The sequence below is a fragment of the Pseudomonas sp. GW821-FHT09E12 genome (genome assembly GCF_059416085.1).
On the sequence record NZ_JBWKOM010000005.1, the window covers coordinates 456,770 to 475,410 of the forward strand.

Annotated in this window: 20 protein-coding genes; 15 read left to right on the forward strand and 5 right to left on the reverse strand. The window is 66.0% G+C overall.

The window, feature by feature from the left end:
- Positions 1–13 precede the first annotated feature (13 nt).
- The 9 genes from mdcA to madM all read left to right on the forward strand — a co-directional run bounded on the left by mdcA (position 14) and on the right by madM (position 7,310).
- Positions 14–1,684: a malonate decarboxylase subunit alpha gene (gene mdcA, locus AC07PQ_RS17245; protein WP_493185942.1), complete on the forward strand. Its 1,671-nt coding sequence runs from the start codon at positions 14–16 to the stop codon at positions 1,682–1,684.
- Positions 1,685–2,560, forward strand: a complete 876-nt coding sequence (locus AC07PQ_RS17250) for a triphosphoribosyl-dephospho-CoA synthase (RefSeq protein ID WP_493185943.1) — start codon at positions 1,685–1,687, stop codon at positions 2,558–2,560.
- The gene (locus AC07PQ_RS17255; protein ID WP_007932573.1) at positions 2,560–2,859 is read left to right on the forward strand and encodes a malonate decarboxylase subunit delta; all 300 of its coding nucleotides are present in this window, start codon (positions 2,560–2,562) and stop codon (positions 2,857–2,859) included. The genes AC07PQ_RS17250 and AC07PQ_RS17255 overlap by 1 nt, the downstream gene beginning before the upstream one ends.
- Entirely contained in the window at positions 2,852–3,703 is an 852-nt protein-coding gene (locus tag AC07PQ_RS17260) for a biotin-independent malonate decarboxylase subunit beta (protein WP_007932572.1), read from the forward strand. Before AC07PQ_RS17255 ends, AC07PQ_RS17260 begins: the two co-directional genes overlap by 8 nt.
- Complete coding sequence (mdcE, locus tag AC07PQ_RS17265; protein WP_493185944.1) at positions 3,700–4,503, forward strand: biotin-independent malonate decarboxylase subunit gamma; 804 nt, start codon at positions 3,700–3,702, stop codon at positions 4,501–4,503. Before AC07PQ_RS17260 ends, mdcE begins: the two co-directional genes overlap by 4 nt.
- 5 nt (positions 4,504–4,508) lie before the next feature.
- Entirely contained in the window at positions 4,509–5,129 is a 621-nt protein-coding gene (locus AC07PQ_RS17270; protein ID WP_493185945.1) for a malonate decarboxylase holo-ACP synthase, read from the forward strand.
- A complete protein-coding gene (mdcH, locus tag AC07PQ_RS17275) occupies positions 5,126–6,061 on the forward strand; it encodes a malonate decarboxylase subunit epsilon (RefSeq protein ID WP_493185946.1) in 936 nt (311 codons plus the stop codon). Before AC07PQ_RS17270 ends, mdcH begins: the two co-directional genes overlap by 4 nt.
- Positions 6,062–6,127: 66 nt before the next feature.
- On the forward strand, positions 6,128–6,544 hold the full coding sequence (gene madL, locus AC07PQ_RS17280) for a malonate transporter subunit MadL (RefSeq protein ID WP_007932568.1): 417 nt from the start codon (positions 6,128–6,130) through the stop codon (positions 6,542–6,544).
- 1 nt (position 6,545) lies between these two features.
- The gene (madM, locus tag AC07PQ_RS17285; protein WP_007932567.1) at positions 6,546–7,310 is read left to right on the forward strand and encodes a malonate transporter subunit MadM; all 765 of its coding nucleotides are present in this window, start codon (positions 6,546–6,548) and stop codon (positions 7,308–7,310) included.
- 87 nt (positions 7,311–7,397) lie between these two features.
- On the opposite strand, the gene AC07PQ_RS17290 is transcribed toward madM, so the two are convergent.
- A complete protein-coding gene (locus AC07PQ_RS17290; RefSeq protein WP_087089537.1) occupies positions 7,398–8,309 on the reverse strand; it encodes a LysR family transcriptional regulator in 912 nt (303 codons plus the stop codon).
- Between the two features lie 153 nt (positions 8,310–8,462).
- Between AC07PQ_RS17290 and trhA the strand changes: the two genes are divergently transcribed.
- Positions 8,463–9,080, forward strand: a complete 618-nt coding sequence (trhA, locus tag AC07PQ_RS17295; protein WP_493185947.1) for a PAQR family membrane homeostasis protein TrhA — start codon at positions 8,463–8,465, stop codon at positions 9,078–9,080.
- 124 nt (positions 9,081–9,204) lie between these two features.
- Here trhA and AC07PQ_RS17300 read toward each other — a convergent pair whose 3' ends face one another.
- Positions 9,205–10,119: a LysR family transcriptional regulator gene (locus AC07PQ_RS17300; protein ID WP_009051293.1), complete on the reverse strand. Its 915-nt coding sequence runs from the start codon at positions 10,117–10,119 to the stop codon at positions 9,205–9,207.
- A 107-nt stretch (positions 10,120–10,226) separates the two neighbouring features.
- Between AC07PQ_RS17300 and AC07PQ_RS17305 the strand changes: the two genes are divergently transcribed.
- The 3 genes from AC07PQ_RS17305 to AC07PQ_RS17315 are packed head-to-tail and all read left to right on the forward strand — an operon-like array spanning position 10,227 to position 12,776.
- Positions 10,227–11,468, forward strand: coding sequence for a D-amino acid dehydrogenase (locus AC07PQ_RS17305; RefSeq protein ID WP_493185948.1), 1,242 nt, complete (start codon positions 10,227–10,229; stop codon positions 11,466–11,468).
- Positions 11,469–11,495: 27 nt separating this feature from the next.
- Positions 11,496–11,846 carry a RidA family protein gene (locus AC07PQ_RS17310; RefSeq protein WP_007932539.1) on the forward strand — a complete coding sequence of 117 codons (351 nt, stop codon included), beginning with the start codon at positions 11,496–11,498 and terminating at the stop codon, positions 11,844–11,846.
- A 27-nt stretch (positions 11,847–11,873) separates the two neighbouring features.
- Positions 11,874–12,776, forward strand: coding sequence for a transporter substrate-binding domain-containing protein (locus AC07PQ_RS17315; RefSeq protein ID WP_493185949.1), 903 nt, complete (start codon positions 11,874–11,876; stop codon positions 12,774–12,776).
- 124 nt (positions 12,777–12,900) lie between these two features.
- Here the strand turns inward: AC07PQ_RS17315 and AC07PQ_RS17320 are convergent, their stop codons facing one another.
- Together AC07PQ_RS17320 and AC07PQ_RS17325 are read right to left on the reverse strand one after the other, a co-directional pair.
- Complete coding sequence (locus tag AC07PQ_RS17320) at positions 12,901–13,620, reverse strand: 16S rRNA (uracil(1498)-N(3))-methyltransferase (protein ID WP_007932537.1); 720 nt, start codon at positions 13,618–13,620, stop codon at positions 12,901–12,903.
- A 94-nt stretch (positions 13,621–13,714) separates the two neighbouring features.
- Entirely contained in the window at positions 13,715–15,121 is a 1,407-nt protein-coding gene (locus AC07PQ_RS17325) for an adenosylmethionine--8-amino-7-oxononanoate transaminase (RefSeq protein WP_493185950.1), read from the reverse strand.
- Between the two features lie 280 nt (positions 15,122–15,401).
- Between AC07PQ_RS17325 and AC07PQ_RS17330 the strand changes: the two genes are divergently transcribed.
- The gene (locus AC07PQ_RS17330; protein WP_493185951.1) at positions 15,402–15,953 is read left to right on the forward strand and encodes a cytochrome b; all 552 of its coding nucleotides are present in this window, start codon (positions 15,402–15,404) and stop codon (positions 15,951–15,953) included.
- Between the two features lie 32 nt (positions 15,954–15,985).
- Positions 15,986–16,585, forward strand: a complete 600-nt coding sequence (locus tag AC07PQ_RS17335) for a YceI family protein (protein WP_007932534.1) — start codon at positions 15,986–15,988, stop codon at positions 16,583–16,585.
- A gap of 107 nt (positions 16,586–16,692) precedes the next feature.
- Here AC07PQ_RS17335 and rhlE2 read toward each other — a convergent pair whose 3' ends face one another.
- Positions 16,693–18,549, reverse strand: coding sequence for an RNA helicase RhlE2 (gene rhlE2 / locus AC07PQ_RS17340; protein ID WP_007932533.1), 1,857 nt, complete (start codon positions 18,547–18,549; stop codon positions 16,693–16,695).
- Between the last annotated feature and the right edge of the window lie 92 nt (positions 18,550–18,641).

Below are 18,641 nucleotides of genomic sequence, written 5' to 3' on the forward strand. Positions count from 1 at the left end.
CCGTGGAGTGAGCATGACAACAACAATATCCCCCGACTCGCGCTGGACGCGGCGGCGCGCTGAAAAGCAGCGGCGTCTCGAGCAGGTGCGGGGTCTCGCCGATGGTGCGGTGTTGCCCACCGACAAGATAGTCGCGGCGCTGGAGGCGTTGATTCTGCCCGGCGACCGCGTGGTGCTGGAGGGCAACAACCAGAAGCAGGCGGACTTTCTGTCGCGCTCCCTGGCCAAGGCCGACCCGGGCCGCCTGCACGACCTGCATATGATCATGCCCAGCGTCGGCCGCTCGGAGCACCTGGACCTGTTCGAACGCGGCATCGCCCGCAAGCTCGACTTCTCCTTCGCCGGCACCCAGAGCCTGCGCATCAGCCAGTTGCTGGAAGACGGCCTGCTGGAAATCGGCGCGATCCATACCTACATCGAACTCTATGCGCGGCTGGTGGTGGACCTGATCCCCAACGTGGTGCTCTCGGCCGGGTTCATGGCCGACCGCGCGGGCAATATCTACACCGGGCCGAGCACCGAGGACACCCCGGCACTGATCGAGCCGGCGGCATTCAGCGATGGCATCGTCATCGTCCAGGTCAACCAACTGGTGGACGACGTCAGCGAGCTGCCGCGGGTGGATATCCCGGCGTCCTGGGTCGATTTCGTGGTGGTGGCCGACAAGCCGTTCTACATCGAACCTCTGTTCACCCGCGACCCGCGCCACATCAAGCCGGTGCACGTGCTGATGGCGATGATGGCGATCCGCGGCATCTATGAAAAACACAAGGTCCAGTCGCTGAACCACGGCATCGGCTTCAACACCGCGGCCATCGAGCTGATCCTGCCGACCTACGGCGAATCCCTGGGCCTGAAAGGCAAGATCTGCCGCAACTGGACCCTCAACCCCCACCCGACCCTGATCCCGGCCATCGAAAGCGGCTGGGTGGAAAGCGTGCATTGCTTCGGCACCGAGCTGGGCATGGAAAACTACATCGCCGCGCGGCCGGATGTGTTCTTCACCGGGCGCGACGGCTCGTTGCGCTCCAACCGGATGTTCTGCCAGCTGGCCGGGCAGTACGCGGTGGACCTGTTTATCGGCGCGACCCTGCAGGTCGATGGCGACGGCCATTCCTCCACCGTGACCCGCGGCCGCCTGGCCGGCTTCGGCGGTGCGCCGAACATGGGCCACGACCCCCGTGGCCGGCGCCACGGCACCCCGGCCTGGCTGGATATGCGCCGCGACGACTCGCAACAACCGATGCTGGAGCGAGGCAAGAAGCTGGTGGTGCAGATGGTCGAGACCTTCCAGGAAGGCGGCAAACCGACCTTCGTCGAAACCCTCGACGCCGTGGAAGTGGCGAAGAAAAGCGGCATGCCCCTGGCGCCGATCATGATCTATGGCGACGACGTCACCCACCTGCTGACGGAAGAGGGCATCGCCTACCTGTACAAGGCGCGTTCCCTGGAAGAGCGCCAGGCGATGATCGCGGCGGTGGCCGGGGTGACCGCCATCGGCCTGCGCCACAACCCGAAAGACACCACGCGGATGCGCCGCGAAGGCCTGATCGCCTTGCCCGAAGACCTCGGCATCCGCCGCACCGACGCCAGCCGCGAGCTGCTGGCGGCGAAAAGCGTCGCCGATCTGGTGGAGTGGTCGGGTGGCCTGTACAACCCGCCCGCCAAGTTCAGGAGCTGGTAAATGCACGCCTTCAACCTGCAAAGCAAACCCCTGAGCCTGGCCGAGCGCCTGGCGGACCTGGCAGTGGACGCGCTGATCGACGAAGCCGACCTGTCGCCGAAACCGGCCCTGGTCGACCGTCGCGGCAACGGCGCCCATAGCGATCTGCACCTGGGGCTGATGCACGCCTCGGCGCTGTCGCTGTGGCCGGCCTTCAAGGAAATGGCCGACGCCGCCAGCGTGTTCGGCGCGGTCGGCCTGCCCCTGCGCGAAGCCCTGGGCCGCATCGGCCGTGAAGGCGAAGCGGCGATGCTCGCTACGACTAACGGGGTGAACACTCATCGTGGTGCGATCTGGGCCCTGGGCCTGTTGGTGGCCGCCGCCGCGCTGGAACCTCAGGCCAACAGCGCCGGCGCCCTGTGCCTGCGGGCCGCGCGTCTGGCGCTGCTGGACGACCGTTACGCGCCGCGGCCCCTCAGCCACGGCGCGCAAGTGGCGCTGCGCTATGGCGTGCGCGGCGCCCGCGAAGAAGCCCAGCTGGGCTTTCCGGCGGTGCTGCAACGGGGCCTGCCGCAACTCGAACGCAGCCGTGCCCAGGGGCATGGCGAACAGAACGCCCGGCTCGATGCGCTGCTGGCGATCATGACTGGCCTGGCCGACACCTGCGTGCTCTATCGCGCTGGCGAGGCGGGCCTGCGGGCCATGCAACAGGGTGCCCAGGCGGTGCTCGACGCCGGCGGCAGCGCCAGCCTGGCCGGGCGTCGCCGCCTGCATGAGCTGGACCAGTGCCTGGTGGCCTTGAACGCCTCGCCCGGTGGCGCCGCGGACTTGCTCGCGGCTTGCCTGCTGATCGACCGGATCGCCTCCGGCGCCGCCTTTATCCAGGGAGCAGTGTGATGGAAACCTTGTCTTTCGAATTTCCCGCCGGGCAACCCGCCCGGGGCCGGGCGCTGGTGGGCTGTGTCGGCTCGGGCGACCTGGAGGTGCTGCTCGAACCCGGGCAGCCCGGCAAGCTGAGCATTCAGGTGCAGACCTCGGTCAACGGCAGCGCGTCGCGCTGGCAGCATCTGTTCGAGCGCATGTTCGACGGCCAGACGCCGCCGGCCCTGAGCATCGATATCCATGATTTTGGCGCCACCCCGGGCGTGGTGCGCTTGCGCCTGGAGCAGGGCTTCGAGGAGATCGGCCATGACTGACAGCGCCCGTTTGCTCAACAAACACAGCTTCGTCGAACTCGGTGCCCGGCAGCGCGCCAAGGCCCTGCTCGACGCCGGCAGCTTTCGCGAGTTGCTCGACCCGTTCCAGCGCGTCATGTCGCCGTGGCTGGCGCGCCAGGGCGTGGTGCCCCAGGCCGATGACGGGGTGGTGATCGCCAAGGGCCGCATCGACGGCCTGCCGGTGGTGATCGCCGCCATCGAAGGCGCGTTCCAGGGCGGCAGCCTCGGCGAGGTCGGCGGGGCGAAGATTGCCGGCGCCCTGGAGCTGGCGGCCGAAGACAACCGCAAGGGCATTGCTACCCGCGCCGTACTGCTGCTGGAAACCGGTGGCGTGCGCCTGCAGGAAGCCAACCTCGGGCTGGCGGCGATTGCCGACATTCACGCAGCCATCGTCGATCTGCGCCAGTACCAGCCGGTGATCGGTGTGGTGGCCGGCAGCGTCGGCTGTTTTGGCGGCATGTCGATTGCCGCCGGGCTGTGCAGCTACCTGCTGGTGACTCAGGAGGCGCGCCTGGGCCTCAACGGTCCGCAGGTGATCGAACAGGAAGCCGGCCTCGAGGAATACGACTCCCGCGACCGACCCTTTATCTGGAGCCTGACCGGCGGCGAGCAGCGTTTCGCCAGCGGCCTGGCGGACCGCTATGTGGCCGACGACGTGGCGCAGATCCGCCAACAGGTCGGCGAACTGTTGGCCCAGGGCCTGCCCAGCGCGCAACGCAGCCGGCAGGCCGAGCTGTACCTGCAACGCCTGGCCCGGCTGGACAGCCATCCACAGATCGACCCGGCGACGGTTCGCCAGCTGTATCGAGGAGACCGCTCATGAGTGCTTATTCCCTGCGGGGCCTGCATTGGTTCACGGCCCTGAGCGCGGGCGCCGCCCCGGTAGCGGGTTTGCCGGCCTCGTTGAAGGTGGCGGACGCCACCCTGGAGCAGCAACCGGTGCGGTTTATCGCCGTGGTCGCCGACCCGGCCAACCCTTTTGTGCGGGTGCGCAATGGTGAGGTCGGCCTGCTGGAAGGCTGGGGCCTGGCCAAGGCGGTGGACGACGCGATCGAGGCCGACCGCGAGCAGAGCGTCAAGCGCGCGCTGATCGCCATAGTCGATGTGCCGAGCCAGGCCTATGGGCGTCGCGAAGAGGCCCTGGGCATCCATCAGGCCCTGGCCGCGGCCGCCGACAGCTATGCCCGGGCCCGGCTGGCCGGGCATCCGGTGATCGGCCTGCTGGTGGGCAAGGCCATGTCCGGGGCCTTCCTGGCCCACGGTTACCAGGCCAACCGCCTGATCGCCCTGCGCGATCCGGGGGTGATGGTGCACGCCATGGGCAAGGTCTCGGCGGCGCGGGTCACCCTGCGCAGCGTCGAGGAACTGGAGGCCCTGGCCGCCAGCGTGCCGCCCATGGCCTATGACATCGACAGCTATGCCAGTCTCGGTCTGCTCTGGGAGACCTTGTCGGTCAGCCAGATCGAACAGCCGAGCGCCGACGACCTGACCCTGGTACGGCAATGCCTGGGCCAGGCGATTGCCGATGCACGGGCCCATGGCCGCGATCTGTCGGGACGCCTGGGCGCCAGTAACCGCGGCGCTTCCAGCCGGGTCCGCCAGCTGTTGCGCGAGCAATGGTGAGCGCCATGACCAGCGCCTTGCTGCCCCATGACCTGCTGTGGGGCCTGTCCCCTCGGCAACTGCCCGCCGATGCCCCGGCCTGGGCGGTGGCGGCCATGGCCGCCGGGCAACCGGTGGTGGTGCGCCGCGCCTTGACCGCGCCCGGGCAGGTGGCGGTGGGCGTGCGTGGGCGGCTGCGAGAACAGCGCTACGGGACGCTGATGGCGGTGGCGGCCATCGAGCGCCGGGTACGGCCGGAAGAGCTGCGTTATGCCGAGTCGGATCGGGACTGGCCAGCGCTCCAGGCCCTGGCTCGGTTGCGTGAACCTTTGGATGCCCGCGGCCTGGCCTGGGGTGTCAGCGGCAGCGCCGGTTTTGAACTGGCCAGTGGCGTGTCGGCGCTGCATCGACACAGCGACCTGGACCTGATCCTGCGCGCTGCGCAGCCCATGGACCGAGCTCAGGCCCGGGCGTTGCTGGCGCTGCTCGACGCCGCTGTCTGCCCGGTGGACCTGCAATTGCAGACACCCAATGGCGCCGTGGCCCTGCGCGAGTGGGCCGGGACATCGGCGCGGGTGCTGCTGAAAAGCGCCAGCGGCGCGCGGCTGGTCGGCGATCCGTGGCAGGCCCTGGAGCAGGTGGCGTGAGCAGCCTGCTGGTGTTTCCGGGCCAGGGCGCGCAGCAGCCGGGGATGTTGCATCGGCTGCCGCCCAGCGCCCTGGCCGAGGCCTGCCTGCGACAGGCGAGCGAGGTCCTGGGCGAGGATGCCCTGGCCCTGGATTCGCCCCAGGCCCTGGCGACTACCCGGGCGGTGCAGTTGTGCCTGCTGATCGCCGGCGTGGCCCATGCCCGGGTGTTGCTGGAAAACGGGCCGGGCGCGGATTACGTGGCGGGCCTGTCGATTGGCGCCTATCCCGCTGCGGTGGTGGCCGGCGCCCTGGATTTCGGCGATGCACTGCGCCTGGTCAGCCTGCGCGGCGAGCTGATGCAGCAGGCCTACCCACAGGGTTATGGCATGACCGCGATCGTCGGCCTGCAACTGGCGACGGTGGAGGCCTTGCTGGCCCGGGTGCACCGCCCGGACAACCCGGTGTACCTGGCCAATATCAATGCCGATAGCCAGGTGGTGATCGCCGGCAGCGATGCCGCCATGGCCCAGGTCGCCGAGCTGGCCCGGGGCTGTGGTGTCGGGGTGGCCAAGCGTCTGGCGGTCAGCGTGCCGTCCCATTGCCCGCTGCTGGAGCAGCCGGCCCAGGCCCTGGCCGAGGCGTTCGCCAGGGTGGCGTTGCAGCCGCCGCGCCTGGGTTACCTGAGCGGCAGCCGGGCGCGGCTGCTGCGCACGCCAGAGCAGTTGCGCGACGACCTGGCGTTCAACATGTGCCGGGTGGTGGATTGGCGCGGCACCGTGCAAAGCGCCTACGAGCGCGGCGTGCGGCTACAGATCGAACTGCCGCCCGGCGCGGTGCTGACCGCTCTGGCGCGCCGGGTGTTCGAGCAGGGCACCGTGATGGCCTGCGACGGGGCCCGGCTCGACACCTTGCAAGCGCTGTTGCGTGAGGAGGGAAACCACCAACCCTAGACACCGACTCAAGCTGGCGAAGCACAAGAACAACAACTTCGACGATGCACTTTGAGGACTACAACAATGATTATTTACGGTGTGGCGCTGCTGGCGATCTGTACGCTGGCAGGGGTGATTATCGGTGACATGCTCGGCGTCCTGCTGGGGGTGAAATCCAACGTCGGCGGTGTCGGCATCGCGATGATCCTGCTGATCTGCGCGCGGCTGTGGATGCACAGGCACGGCGGCATGACCAAGGACTGCGAGATGGGCGTCGGCTTCTGGGGCGCCATGTACATCCCGGTGGTGGTGGCCATGGCCGCGCAACAGAACGTGGTCACCGCCCTGCACGGCGGCCCGGTAGCGGTGCTGGCGGCCATTGGTTCGGTGGTGCTCTGTGGTTGCACCATCGCCCTGATCAGCCGCACCAACAAAGGCGAACCGTTGCCGGACGAACCGGACGCTGTCGCCCCTGGTGCCGCTGCGGCAGGGGGACGCTGATATGTGGGATCTGATCGAGAAAGGCCTGGAACACAACGGCCTGGTCACCGCTTTCGCCTTCGTCGGCGTGATCATGTGGGTCTCGGTGCTACTGTCCAAGCGCCTGACGTTCGGCCGGGTGCACGGCTCGGCCATCGCCATCGTCATCGGCCTGGTGCTGGCCTGGGTTGGTGGCACTGTCACCGGTGGGCAAAAGGGCCTGGCGGACCTGGCGCTGTTCTCCGGCATCGGCCTGATGGGCGGCGCCATGCTGCGCGACTTCGCGATTGTCGCCACGGCCTTCGAGGTCCAGGCCACCGAGGCACGCAAGGCCGGGATGATCGGCGCTATCGCGCTGTTTCTCGGCACGGTGCTGCCGTTCATTGTCGGGGCGAGCATCGCCTGGGCCTTCGGCTATCGCGATGCGGTGAGCATGACCACCATCGGCGCCGGCGCGGTGACCTACATTGTCGGCCCGGTGACCGGGGCGGCGATCGGCGCCAGTTCCGATGTGGTGGCGCTGTCCATCGCCACGGGGCTGATCAAGGCGATCCTGGTGATGGTCGGCACGCCCATGGCGGCGCGCTGGATGGGCCTGGACAATCCGCGTTCGGCGATGGTCTTCGGCGGCCTGGCCGGCACCGTCAGCGGGGTGACCGCGGGCCTGGCGGCGACCGACCGACGTCTGGTGCCCTACGGCGCGCTGACCGCGACCTTCCATACCGGGCTGGGTTGCCTGCTCGGGCCTTCGTTGCTGTATTTCATCGTGCGCGGGTTGGTGGGGTAGGGCCTCCTGGCCTCATCGCGGGCAAGCCTCGCTCCTACAGGTGATTGCATACCTCTGTAGGAGCGAGGCTTGCCCGCGATAGCGTCTTTATGACCCCCGCGAATACATCCGGCACTCCGCCAAGAGCGCCAGCAGGTTCGGGTCGCGCTCCTTGGCCTTGAGGAACACCACGCCGATATGCTGTTGCAGCCGGTAGCGCGCCTGCAGCGGAATCAACTTCACGCGGTTTTCGTACACCGCGGCAATCCTTCCCGGCAGCAGGGCATAGCCCACCCCCGAACTGACCATGCTCAGCAGCGTGAAGATGTCGTTGACCTGCATCGCCACCTTCGGCTCGAACCCCGCCTGCTTGAACACCCGCACCCCGTCCTGATGGGTGGCGAAGCCCTGGGTCAGGGTGATGAAGGTCGCGTCGCGCACATCGCTGAGGTCGACTTCCGCCTGCCGGGCGAACGGCGAGTCGGCCGGCGTGGCGAGGAAGATATCGTCGGAAAACAGCGGGATCTGCTCGCAGTCCGGGTCGCTGACGCTGTCGTCCAGGGACACCAGGATCGCGTCGACCTCCATGTTCTTCAGCTTGTACAGCAGGTCGATGTTGGAGCCCAGGATCAGGTCGATATTCAGCTCGCTACGGCGTAGCTTCAGGCCCATGATCAGCTGCGGCACGGTCTTCACCGTCAATGAATACAACGAGCCGAGCTTGAAGCGTTCCGCCGAGAACCCGGCGGCTTCGCGGGTCAGGCGCACGCTTTCGACCACGTCCTGGATCAGCTTCTGCGCCCGTTCTTCGAGGACGAAGGCGCTTTCCAGCGGTGTCAGGTTGCGTCCTTCATGCTTGAACAGCGGGCAGCGCAGGGCGCTTTCCAGGGAGTGAATAGCCCGGTGCACGCTGACATTGCTGGTCTGCAACTCGGCGGCGGCGCGTGCCAGATTGCCGGTGCGCATGAACGCCAGAAACACTTCGAGCTTTTTCAGGGTCAACTCTTCATCGATCAGCATGATGGGCGCTCTTATTCGAATGCTTCGATTGTGCCTGCCGGGTCATGACTTGGCTGGAGGTTTTTTCGTCCATGGCTTTATTTGGAAACATTGCGCTTTCAGGCTACAGGCCTGAGCCTTGCGCAGATTTTCGCCTTGGGAGGTGAGAGGCACATGTATCACGGGGAAAGACTCAACGCCTGGACGCATCTGGTGGGCGCGATTGCGGCACTGGTCGGGGGGATCTGGCTGCTGGTGCTGGCCAGCCTCGACGGCAGCCCTTGGAAAATCGTCAGCGTGGCGATCTACGGCTTCACCTTGCTGGTGCTGTACAGCGCCTCGACCCTGTACCACAGCGTGCGCGGGCGGGCGAAAAGCATCATGCAGAAGGTCGATCACTTCTCCATCTACCTGCTGATCGCCGGCAGCTATACGCCGTTCTGCCTGGTGACCCTGCGCGGGCCCTGGGGCTGGACGCTGTTCGGGATCGTCTGGGGGCTGGCGCTGATCGGCATCCTGCAGGAGATCAAGCCGCGCTCCGAGGCGCGCATCCTGTCCATCGTGATCTACGCGGTGATGGGCTGGATCGTGCTGGTGGCGGTCAAGCCGCTGCTGGCGGCCCTGGGCCCCGCCGGCTTCGCCTGGCTGGCCTTGGGCGGGGTGCTCTACACCGTCGGCATCATCTTCTTCGCCCTCGACAGCCGTTTGCGCCATGCCCACGGGATCTGGCACCTGTTCGTGATCGCCGGCAGCCTGCTGCACTTCGTGGCGATCTTGTTCTACGTGCTCTGATCGGCGAGCGCGTGATCGTTCATCGCGAGCAAGCTTCGCTCCTACAGAAGAACGCGAAGTTTCAGGATCTGCGCCGTATCTGTAGGAGCGAAGCTTGCTCGCGATAAGGCCCGGCAGGGCCGCTTCAATCCCCGGTCATCAACCGATCCAGCTGCTCCTGCGCCCGGCCGCCGAAGATCTCCAGCAGGCTGCTCAAGGTGTGCGGCAGCGCCTCCGCCGCGCGGGTCACGGCATACAGGGTGATCGGCAGCGCCGGGGTCAGCGGGCGAATCGCGGTGCTGGCGGGCGAGGCACCGAGGGCGGTGAAGGGGTCGATCACCGCCAGCCCGGCCCCGGATTCGACCATGGCCCGGGCCAGGGAGTAGGTCTGCACAGCGATGCTGACCCGCGGCGCCGGTTCCACGGCTTTCAGGTAACCGTCGAGTTTCGCCGCCAGCGGGTCGGCGCTGGACAGGCCGATCAAGGGCGCCCCCGCCAGCTCCATCAACGGCAGCGGCGTGCCCCTGGCCGCCTGGGGCCAGTAATCCAGCGGCGCCAGCGCCACCAGCACCCCGCTGGCCAGGGCCTGGGCGGTCAGTCCCGGATGATCCGGGCGTTGCAGGGTCAGGGCCACATCGATCTCGCGCATCAGCAGGTTCTGCACCAGCTCGCGGCTGTGGGCGCTGGACAGCTCGCAGACGATGTCCGGGTAGCGCCGGGTCCACTGGTTGATGGCCGGCGGCAACAAGGACAAGGCCAGCGCCGGCGTGGCGCCGATCCGCAGGCTGTGGCCCGGTTCGCGACGCAGACTCTGGGCCAGGCGCCGCACCCCTTGCAGGCTTTCGCTGACCTTGTCGACCTCGCGCTCCAGCTCCAGGGCTTCCGGGGTGGCCTGCAACTTGCCCTTGACCCGCAGGAACAGCGGGAAGCCCAGCTGCTGCTCGGCGTGCTGCAAGACCTTGGTCACCGCCGGCTGGGAGACGTGCAGCAGTTGCGCCGCGCCGCTGATCGAGCCGGTCTGGCGGATGGCCTGGAAAATCTCGATATGGCGCAGTCGCATGATGAGTCCATAACCTTTGTTTATGGGTGGCCCATCTTTATTCATTGTCCCGGGCCTGTCACCTGGTCCTAACCTGAAGCCCGCTCAACAAGGCTTTAAGGACTGACATGGCACAGCGGGTTTGCATCATCGGCGGCGGGGTCATTGGCCTGGCCAGCGCCTACGCCCTGGTTCGCGAGGGGTTCGACGTCAGCCTGGTGGAGGCGCGCGAGGCCTTCGCCAGCCAGACCAGCTTCGCCAACGGCGGCCAACTGTCGTACCGCTACGTGGCGCCGCTGGCCGATGCCGGCGTGCCCTGGCAGGCCCTGGGCTGGATGCTGCGTGGCGACTCGCCGCTGAAGCTGCGCCTGCGCCTGGACCCGGCGCAGTGGCGCTGGATGGCCGGGTTCCTGGCGGCCTGCCGTGGCTCGGTCAACCGTCGCAACGGTGCCCATCTGCTGCGCCTGGCGCTGCTGAGCCAGGCCACCTTGCAGAGCTGGCGCGAGGAGGACCGGCTCGACGGTTTCCACTGGCGGCGCAACGGCAAGCTGGTGACCTTTCGCGAAACCACGAGCTTCGAGCACGCCCGCCACGGCCTGGCCGATCCGCGCCAGCAGCAGGTGCTGTCCGCTGGTGAATGCACGGAACTGGAGCCGACCCTTGGCGGCGCGCCCTTTGTCGGCGGCATCTTCACCCCGGACGAAGAAGTGGCCGACTGCCACGCCTTCTGCCAGCAACTGGTGGCGCGGTTGCAGGCTTCCGGCCGCTGCCAGCTGCTGACCGGGCGTCAGGTCACCGGTATTCGTCAGGCCGGCGGCCAGGTGCAGGCCATCGAGCTGGGCGACGAGGTGCTGGCGGTGGACCAACTGATACTCGCCGCCGGTCATCGCAGTGGCGAACTGGCGTTGCCCGGGCTGAAGCTGCCGCTGTACCCGCTCAAGGGCTACAGCCTCAGCGTGCCGATCGGCGCGGGGCACCGGGCGCCGGAAATCAGCATCACCGACTACAACCGCAAGATCGTCTATGCGCGGATCGGCCCGCAGCTGCGGGTGGCGGCCATGGTCGATATCGTCGGTTTCGACCCGGCCCTGGACCCCAGGCGCCTGGCCCTGATGCAGCGCCAGGCCCGGGAAACTTTCGCCAATGCCGGCGACTACGATGCCGCCATCGAGTGGGCCGGCATGCGCCCGGCGACCCCTAGCGGCGTACCGCTGATCGGTGCCACCGGCTACCGCAACCTGTGGCTCAACCTCGGCCACGGCGCCCTGGGTTTCACCCTGGCCTGTGGCAGCGGGCGCCTGCTGGCCGAGCTGATCGGCCAGCGCCGCACTTCCATCGACATGCAGGGGCTCGCGCCCCATGCCGCCTGATTTCTTTCGCGTACAAGGAGCTGTCTCATGACCATCCAGCGTCTCCACAGCAATGACCGCCTTAGCGCTGTCGTGGGTTTTGCCGATCTGCTGTTCCTGTCCGGCCAGGTGCCGGGCCAGGCCACCGATGCCGCCGGCCAGACCCGCGAAGTGCTGGCAAAGATCGACGCCTTGCTGGCCGAGGCCGGCAGCGACAAGGATCATCTGCTCAGTGCGACCCTCTACCTGAAAAACATCCAGCAGGACTTTGCCGCGATGAACGAGGTCTGGTCGGCCTGGCTGTCCCCGGGCCAGGCGCCAAGCCGCACCACGGTGCAGGCCGCCCTGGCGCGCCCGGACATCCTGGTGGAAATCACTGTCATTGCGGTTCGCCGCTAACGCCTTCACCCACAACGGAGAATAACAATGCAAAAAATCACGTTGCTCGGCTGCACCCTGGGCCTGTTGCTCAGCTCCCCGCTGTACGCCAGCGAGGCGCCGCTGACCGGCACCCTGGGCAAGATCGCCACTGCCGGCAGTATTACCCTGGGTTATCGCGATGCGTCGGTGCCGTTTTCCTACGTGGGTGACAACAGTGGCAAACCCATGGGCTATTCGGTGGACCTGGCGAGCAAGGTCGTCGAGCGCATCCGCGACAAGCTGGCGCTGCCGCAACTGGCGGTGAAGTACAACCTGGTGACGTCGCAGACGCGCATTCCGCTGGTGCAGAACGGCACCGTGGACCTGGAATGCGGCTCCACCGGGGTGACCGCCGAACGGCAGAAGCAGGTGGCGTTTTCCTACGGCTTCATCTATGTCAAAGGCCAGTTGCTGACGGCCAGGGACAGTGGGATCAAGAGTTTTGCCGACCTGCGCGGCAAGAACGTGGTGACCACCGCCGGCACCACCAACGAGCGCTTCCTCAAGAGCTACAACGTCGAGCACAAGATCGACATGTTCGTGATCAGCGCCAAGGACCACGGCGAAGCCTTCCAGATGCTGCAATCGGGTCGCGCCGCGGCGTTCTACATGGATGACGCGCTGCTCTACGGCGAACGGGCCAAGGCCCGCGATCCACACAACTGGGTGGTGGTCGGCGAGGAGCAGTCGCGGGAAATCTACAGCTGCATGGTGCGCAAGGACGATCCGCAGTTCCTGGAACTGGTGAACGCCACCCTGGCGGACCTGTACCGCTCAGGGGAAATCAACGGCATCTACCAGCGCTGGTTCGAGCAGCCGATTCCGCCCAAGGGCCTGAACCTGGAATTCCCGATGACCAGCGAGCTGAAGGCGATCATCGCCAAACCGGTGAGCGATCCGGTGGAGTAAACACCGGTCCGCTTTTGCTTCTGTAGGAGCCAGGCTTGCCGGCGAAGGGTGTGTCAGGTGAAACGCTTCGCGGGCAATCGAGCGTCGACCGGCCGCTCCTACAGAGGCCAGAGGCGGGGGCGGGTTAGAAGTCGCCCCACAGTTGCTGTGCCACGGCCAGCGCCACTACTGGCGCGGTTTCGGTGCGCAGCACCCGCGGCCCGAGGCGCGCCGGCAGGAAGCCCGCACCCTGGGCCTGGTCCACTTCGGCATCGGACAGACCGCCTTCCGGGCCGATCAGGAATGCCAGGGTCGCAGGCTTGGCGTGGCTCACCAGCGGCTCGGCCACCGGGTGCAGCACCAGCTTGAGGTCGGCCTGGGTCTGCTTGATCCAGTCGGCCAGCAGCACCGGCGGATGAATCACCGGCACCCGCGAGCGCCCGCATTGTTCGCAGGCGCTGACGGCCACCTGGCGCCAGTGGGCCAGGCGCTTGTCGGCGCGCTCGTCCTTGAGCCGCACCTCGCAGCGCTCGCTGAAGATCGGGGTGATTTCATTCACCCCCAGCTCGGTGGCCTTCTGAATCGCCCAGTCCATGCGCTCGCCCCGGGACAGGCCCTGGCCGAGGTGGATCTGCAGCGGCGACTCGACCTGCCCGGCGAAGCTTTCATCGAGCCGGACCACCACGCGCTTCTTGCCGACTTCCAGCAGCGTGCCGCGAAATTCGTTGCCCGAACCGTCGAACAGCTGCAGCGCGTCGCCCTCGGCCATGCGCAGTACGCGCCCGATGTAGTGGGCCTGGGCTTCCGGCAGCTCGTGCTCGCCGAGGCTCAGGGGGGCGTCGATAAAGAAGCGGGACAGTCTCATGGTGGTTCTCTGGGGAAAATTCGGTTCGAGGTGGGTCAATGGATCTTTGCGTCAAGCCCGCTTCTGCAAAACGGCGGGCTTGCCGGCGAGGGGCTCAACCCGGATCGCGGAAGCCTGGGTGGAAGTCCTTGGGTACCGCCACGCTGACCTTGTCGTTGGTAGCAATGTCGATGCCTTCGCTGGCAACGATGGCGAGGAAGTCGATCTGCTCCGGGGTGATCACGTAGGGCGGCAGGAAATACACCACGCTGCCCAGCGGACGCAGCAGGGCGCCACGCTCCAGGGCGTGCTGGAAGACTTTCAGGCCACGGCGTTCCTGCCACGGGTAGGCGGTCTTGCTGGCCTTGTCCTGGACCATCTCGATGGCCAGCACCATGCCGGTCTGGCGTACTTCGGCAACGTGCGGGTGGTCCGTCAGGTGCGCGGTCGAGCTGGCCATGCGCTGGGCCAGCGCCTGGTTGTTCTCGATGACGTTGTCCTGCTCGAAGATATCCAGGGTCGCCAGCGCCGCCGCACAGGCCAGCGGGTTGCCGGTGTAGCTGTGGGAGTGGAGGAAGGCGCGCAGGGTCGGGTAGTCGTCGTAGAAGGCGCTATAGACTTCGTCGGTGGTCAGGCACGCGGCCAGCGGCAGGTAGCCGCCGGTCAGGGCCTTGGACAGGCAGAGGAAGTCCGGGCGGATGCCGGCCTGTTCGCAGGCGAACATCGTGCCGGTGCGGCCGAAGCCGACGGCGATCTCATCATGGATCAGGTGCACGCCGTAGCGGTCGCAGGCCTCGCGCAGCAGCTTGAGGTACACCGGGTGGTACATGCGCATGCCACCGGCGCCCTGGATCAGCGGTTCGACTATCACCGCGGCAACGCTGTCGTGGTGTTCCGCCAGGGTCTGCTCCATGGCCGCGAACATGTTGCACGAGTGTTCTTCCCAGCTCATGCCTTCGGGGCGCAGGTAGCAGTCCGGGCTCGGCACCTTGAGGGTGTCCAGCAGCAGGGCCTTGTAGGTCTCGGTGAACAGCGGCACGTCGCCCACCGACATCGCGGCGATGGTTTCGCCGTGGTAGCTGTTGGTCAGGGTGACGAAGCGCTTCTTGTCTTTCTGGCCGCGGTTGAACCAGTAGTGGAAGCTCATCTTCATCGCCACTTCGATGCACGACGAACCGTTGTCGGCATAGAAGCAGCGGGTCAGGCCTTCCGGGGTGATCTGCACCAGGCGCTCGGACAGCTCGATCACCGGCTGATGGCTGAAGCCGGCGAGAATCACGTGCTCCAGTTGATCGACCTGATCCTTGATGCGCTGGTTGATGCGCGGGTTGGCGTGGCCGAACACGTTGACCCACCAGGAGCTGACCGCGTCGAGGTAGCGCTTGCCTTCGAAGTCCTCCAGCCACACACCTTCGCCGCGCTTGATCGGGATCAGCGGCAGCTGCTCGTGGTCTTTCATCTGGGTGCAGGGATGCCATAACACCGCGAGATCGCGTTGCATCCACTGGTTGTTGAGGCCCATGTTCAGTCTCCTGGAGGCGGCTCGAAGTACGCGAGCAAACAATCGCGCAAGCCTATGCAATGCCAGGCCGTGTCACAACCCATTGCATGCCTGGAAGGGCGAATTGGTCGCGGTCGCAGGACGGTCTGTCACGTTTTTCCCCCGTAGACCTTAATGCCTGGTTAATTTAGTGTTCGTAGGATCAACATCGTATTTCTCGATATTTCAAAGCGAAAATTTCCGCTTTAATTCGATAGTTAAATCGATAGTCTTGGGCAGCAGTTCTTACAGGATTCAAGTGATGCAGCTAGGTAACTCTTCTTCCCGCTACGGCTGGGTAAGCATTTTTCTGCACTGGAGCGTGGCGCTGGCAGTCTTTGGATTGTTCGCCCTGGGCCTGTGGATGGTCGGCCTGGATTACTACAGTGCCTGGCGCAAAGATGCGCCGGACCTGCACAAGAGCATTGGCTTGACGTTGTTCGCGATCATGTTGCTGCGGGTGCTGTGGCGCTTTGTCAGCCCGCCGCCGCCGGCACCGGCCAACCACGGTCGCCTGACGCGCCTGGGCGCCACCTTCGGCCATGCCTTCCTTTATTTCAGTCTGTTCGCTGTGATGATTGCCGGTTACCTGATTTCCACCGCAGACGGTGTCGGGATTCCGGTGTTTGGCCTGTTTGAAATTCCTGCCCTGGTTTCCGGACTGCCGGACCAGGCAGATGTGGCCGGCGAGGTGCATCTGTACCTGGCCTGGGCCCTGGTGATCTTCGCCGGGGTGCATGCTCTGGCTGCCTTGAAACACCACTTTATCGATCGTGACGCGACCCTGGCTCGTATGCTGGGGCGCAAAGCCTGATGCTCAACCTCGACTCAAAAGGAATAGAAAGCATGTTGAAAAAGACTCTCGCCGCTCTGGCAATCGGTTCTGCTCTGCTGTCTGCCGGTCAGGCGATGGCCGCGGACTACGTGATCGACAAGGAAGGCCAGCACGCCTTCGTCGACTTCAAGATCAGCCACCTGGGCTACAGCTTCATCACCGGTACCTTCAAGGACCTGGACGGCAAGTTCAGCTTCGACGCGGCCAAGCCTGAAGACGCCAAGATCGAAGTCAACGTGCGCACCGCCAGCGTGTTCACCAACCACGCCGAGCGTGACAAGCACGTCAACAGCAAGGACTTCCTGGAGTCGGGCAAATTCCCTGACGCGAAGTTCGTTTCTACCAGCGTCAAGCCAACCGGCAAGAATGCTGATGGCAAGCAGACCGCCGATGTGGCTGGCGACCTGACTTTCCACGGTGTGACCAAGCCTATCGTGGTCAAGGCCACCTTCCTGGGTGAAGGCAAGGATCCATGGGGCGGCTACCGTGCCGGTTTTGAAGGTACCACCAGCATTAGCCGTAAAGAGTTCAACAAGGACGGGATGGATGTTGGCCCGCAGTCCGACACCGTTCAGCTGTACATCACCTTCGAAGGTGTGAAAGCGAAGTAATGCTTCGCCTGTAGCTGCAGCCTCGCAGGCTCGGCAGCGGCTACAGAGAACATAAAAAAACGCCCCTGATCGCGAGATCAGGGGCGTTTTTTATTGTCGCGAAAACTTCAGCGATTGCGGGTCAGCAAGGCTGGTTTCTCGCCACGTGGACGGCTTGGCAGTTGATCGAGCTGCTCGGGTGTCGGGAAGCGGTCGGCTTTCGACTCCTTGTGCATGATCTTCGGCTGGTTGCCGCGCGGGTTCTGCACCGCCGGCTCCTGGCGCGCCTGGTCGTCACGGGCCGGACGACGATTGCGCGACTCTTCGCGACGGGCCTGGCCGTCACGTGGAGCGCCGCTGCGTGGGCCGTTGCGCTTGGCAGGCGGGGTGCCGGTGCTGGCACCGTTGCTGGTGCGCGGACCGCCGGAGCGACCCTGGCCGCCGCTGCGTGGCGCGTTGCTGCTGGTTGCACCCTGGGCTGGCGCGCCAGGACGACGGCCGCGGCCCTGGTTGTTCTTGTTCTGGTACGGGCTGACGTAGTCGGCGCGATTGCCGAAGTTGTCCACGTCGTCGTCCAGGAACTCATCCGGGGCGCGGTCGGCGCGTGGCGTCGGCTGGCGCTGTTCGCGGGCCGGGGTGCCTTCGCGAGGCTTCTGCTCACGGGCCGGGCGGTCGCCGCGAGCGGCCGGTTTGTCCTTGCCCTTGTCCTTGCCTTTGTCTTTACGACCGCCGCCGCCACCGCCGCCATTCGGACCGTCGCCACGCGGGCCACGGGAGTTGCGTGGGTTACGCACGTCCGGACGCTCGCGCACTTCCGGTTTCTCGGCTTCCACGGCGCTGGCATCGAAGCCCATCAGATCGCCGTCGGGGATCTTCTGCTTGGTCATGCGCTCGATGCTCTTGAGCAGCTTCTCTTCGTCCGGCGCGACCAGCGAGATCGCTTCGCCCGAACGGCCGGCACGGCCGGTACGGCCGATACGGTGCACGTAGTCTTCGTCGACGTTCGGCAGCTCGAAGTTGACCACGTGTGGCAGCTGGTCGATGTCCAGGCCACGGGCGGCGATATCGGTGGCGACCAGGATCCGCACTTCACCGGCCTTGAAGTCGGCCAGGGCCTTGGTGCGGGCGTTCTGGCTCTTGTTGCCGTGGATGGCGACGGCGGTCAGGCCGTGCTTGTCCAGGTACTCGGCCAGGCGGTTGGCGCCGTGCTTGGTGCGGGTGAAGACCAGCACCTGTTCCCAGGCGCCGGCGGTGATCAGGTGGGCCAGCAAGGCGCGCTTGTGGCTGGCGGCCAGGCGGAACACCCGTTGCTCGATACGCTCGACCGTGGTGTTCGGTGGCGTGACTTCGATGCGCTCGGGGTTGTGCAGCAGTTTGCCGGCCAGGTCCGTGATGTCCTTGGAGAAGGTCGCGGAAAACAGCAGGTTCTGGCGCTTGGCGGGCAGGCGCGCGAGGACTTTCTTCACGTCATGGACAAAGCCCATGTCGAGCATGCGGTCGGCTTCGTCGAGCACGAGGATTTCCACATGGGACAGGTCGACACTGCCCTGGCCGGCCAGGTCGAGCAGGCGGCCGGGGCAGGCCACCAGCACGTCGACGCCACGGGCCATGGCCTGAACCTGTGGGTTCATGCCGACGCCGCCGAAGATGCAGGCACTGACGAACTTCAGGTCGCGGGCATAGACCTTGAAGCTCTCGTGCACTTGCGCGGCCAGTTCGCGGGTCGGGGTCAGGACCAGTACGCGCGGTTGGCGCGGGCCATGACGCTGGGATTTGTCCGGGTGACCGTTGGGAAACAACCGTTCCAGGATCGGAAGGGCGAAACCGCCGGTTTTACCAGTACCTGTCTGTGCCGCGACCATCAGGTCGCGACCTTGCAACACGGCGGGAATGGCCCGCTGTTGCACCGGAGTAGGCTGGGTGTAGCCGGCGGCTTCGATGGCGCCGACTAAAGCCTCGGAGAGACCGAGGGAAGCAAAGGACATGAGTAATCCTGTTTTAGTGAGGGCTTGGCCCAGAGGGATAGTCTTGCCTGGCGCGAATGGCGTTTAAGAGGACGCAATCCCGTCCGGTCCTG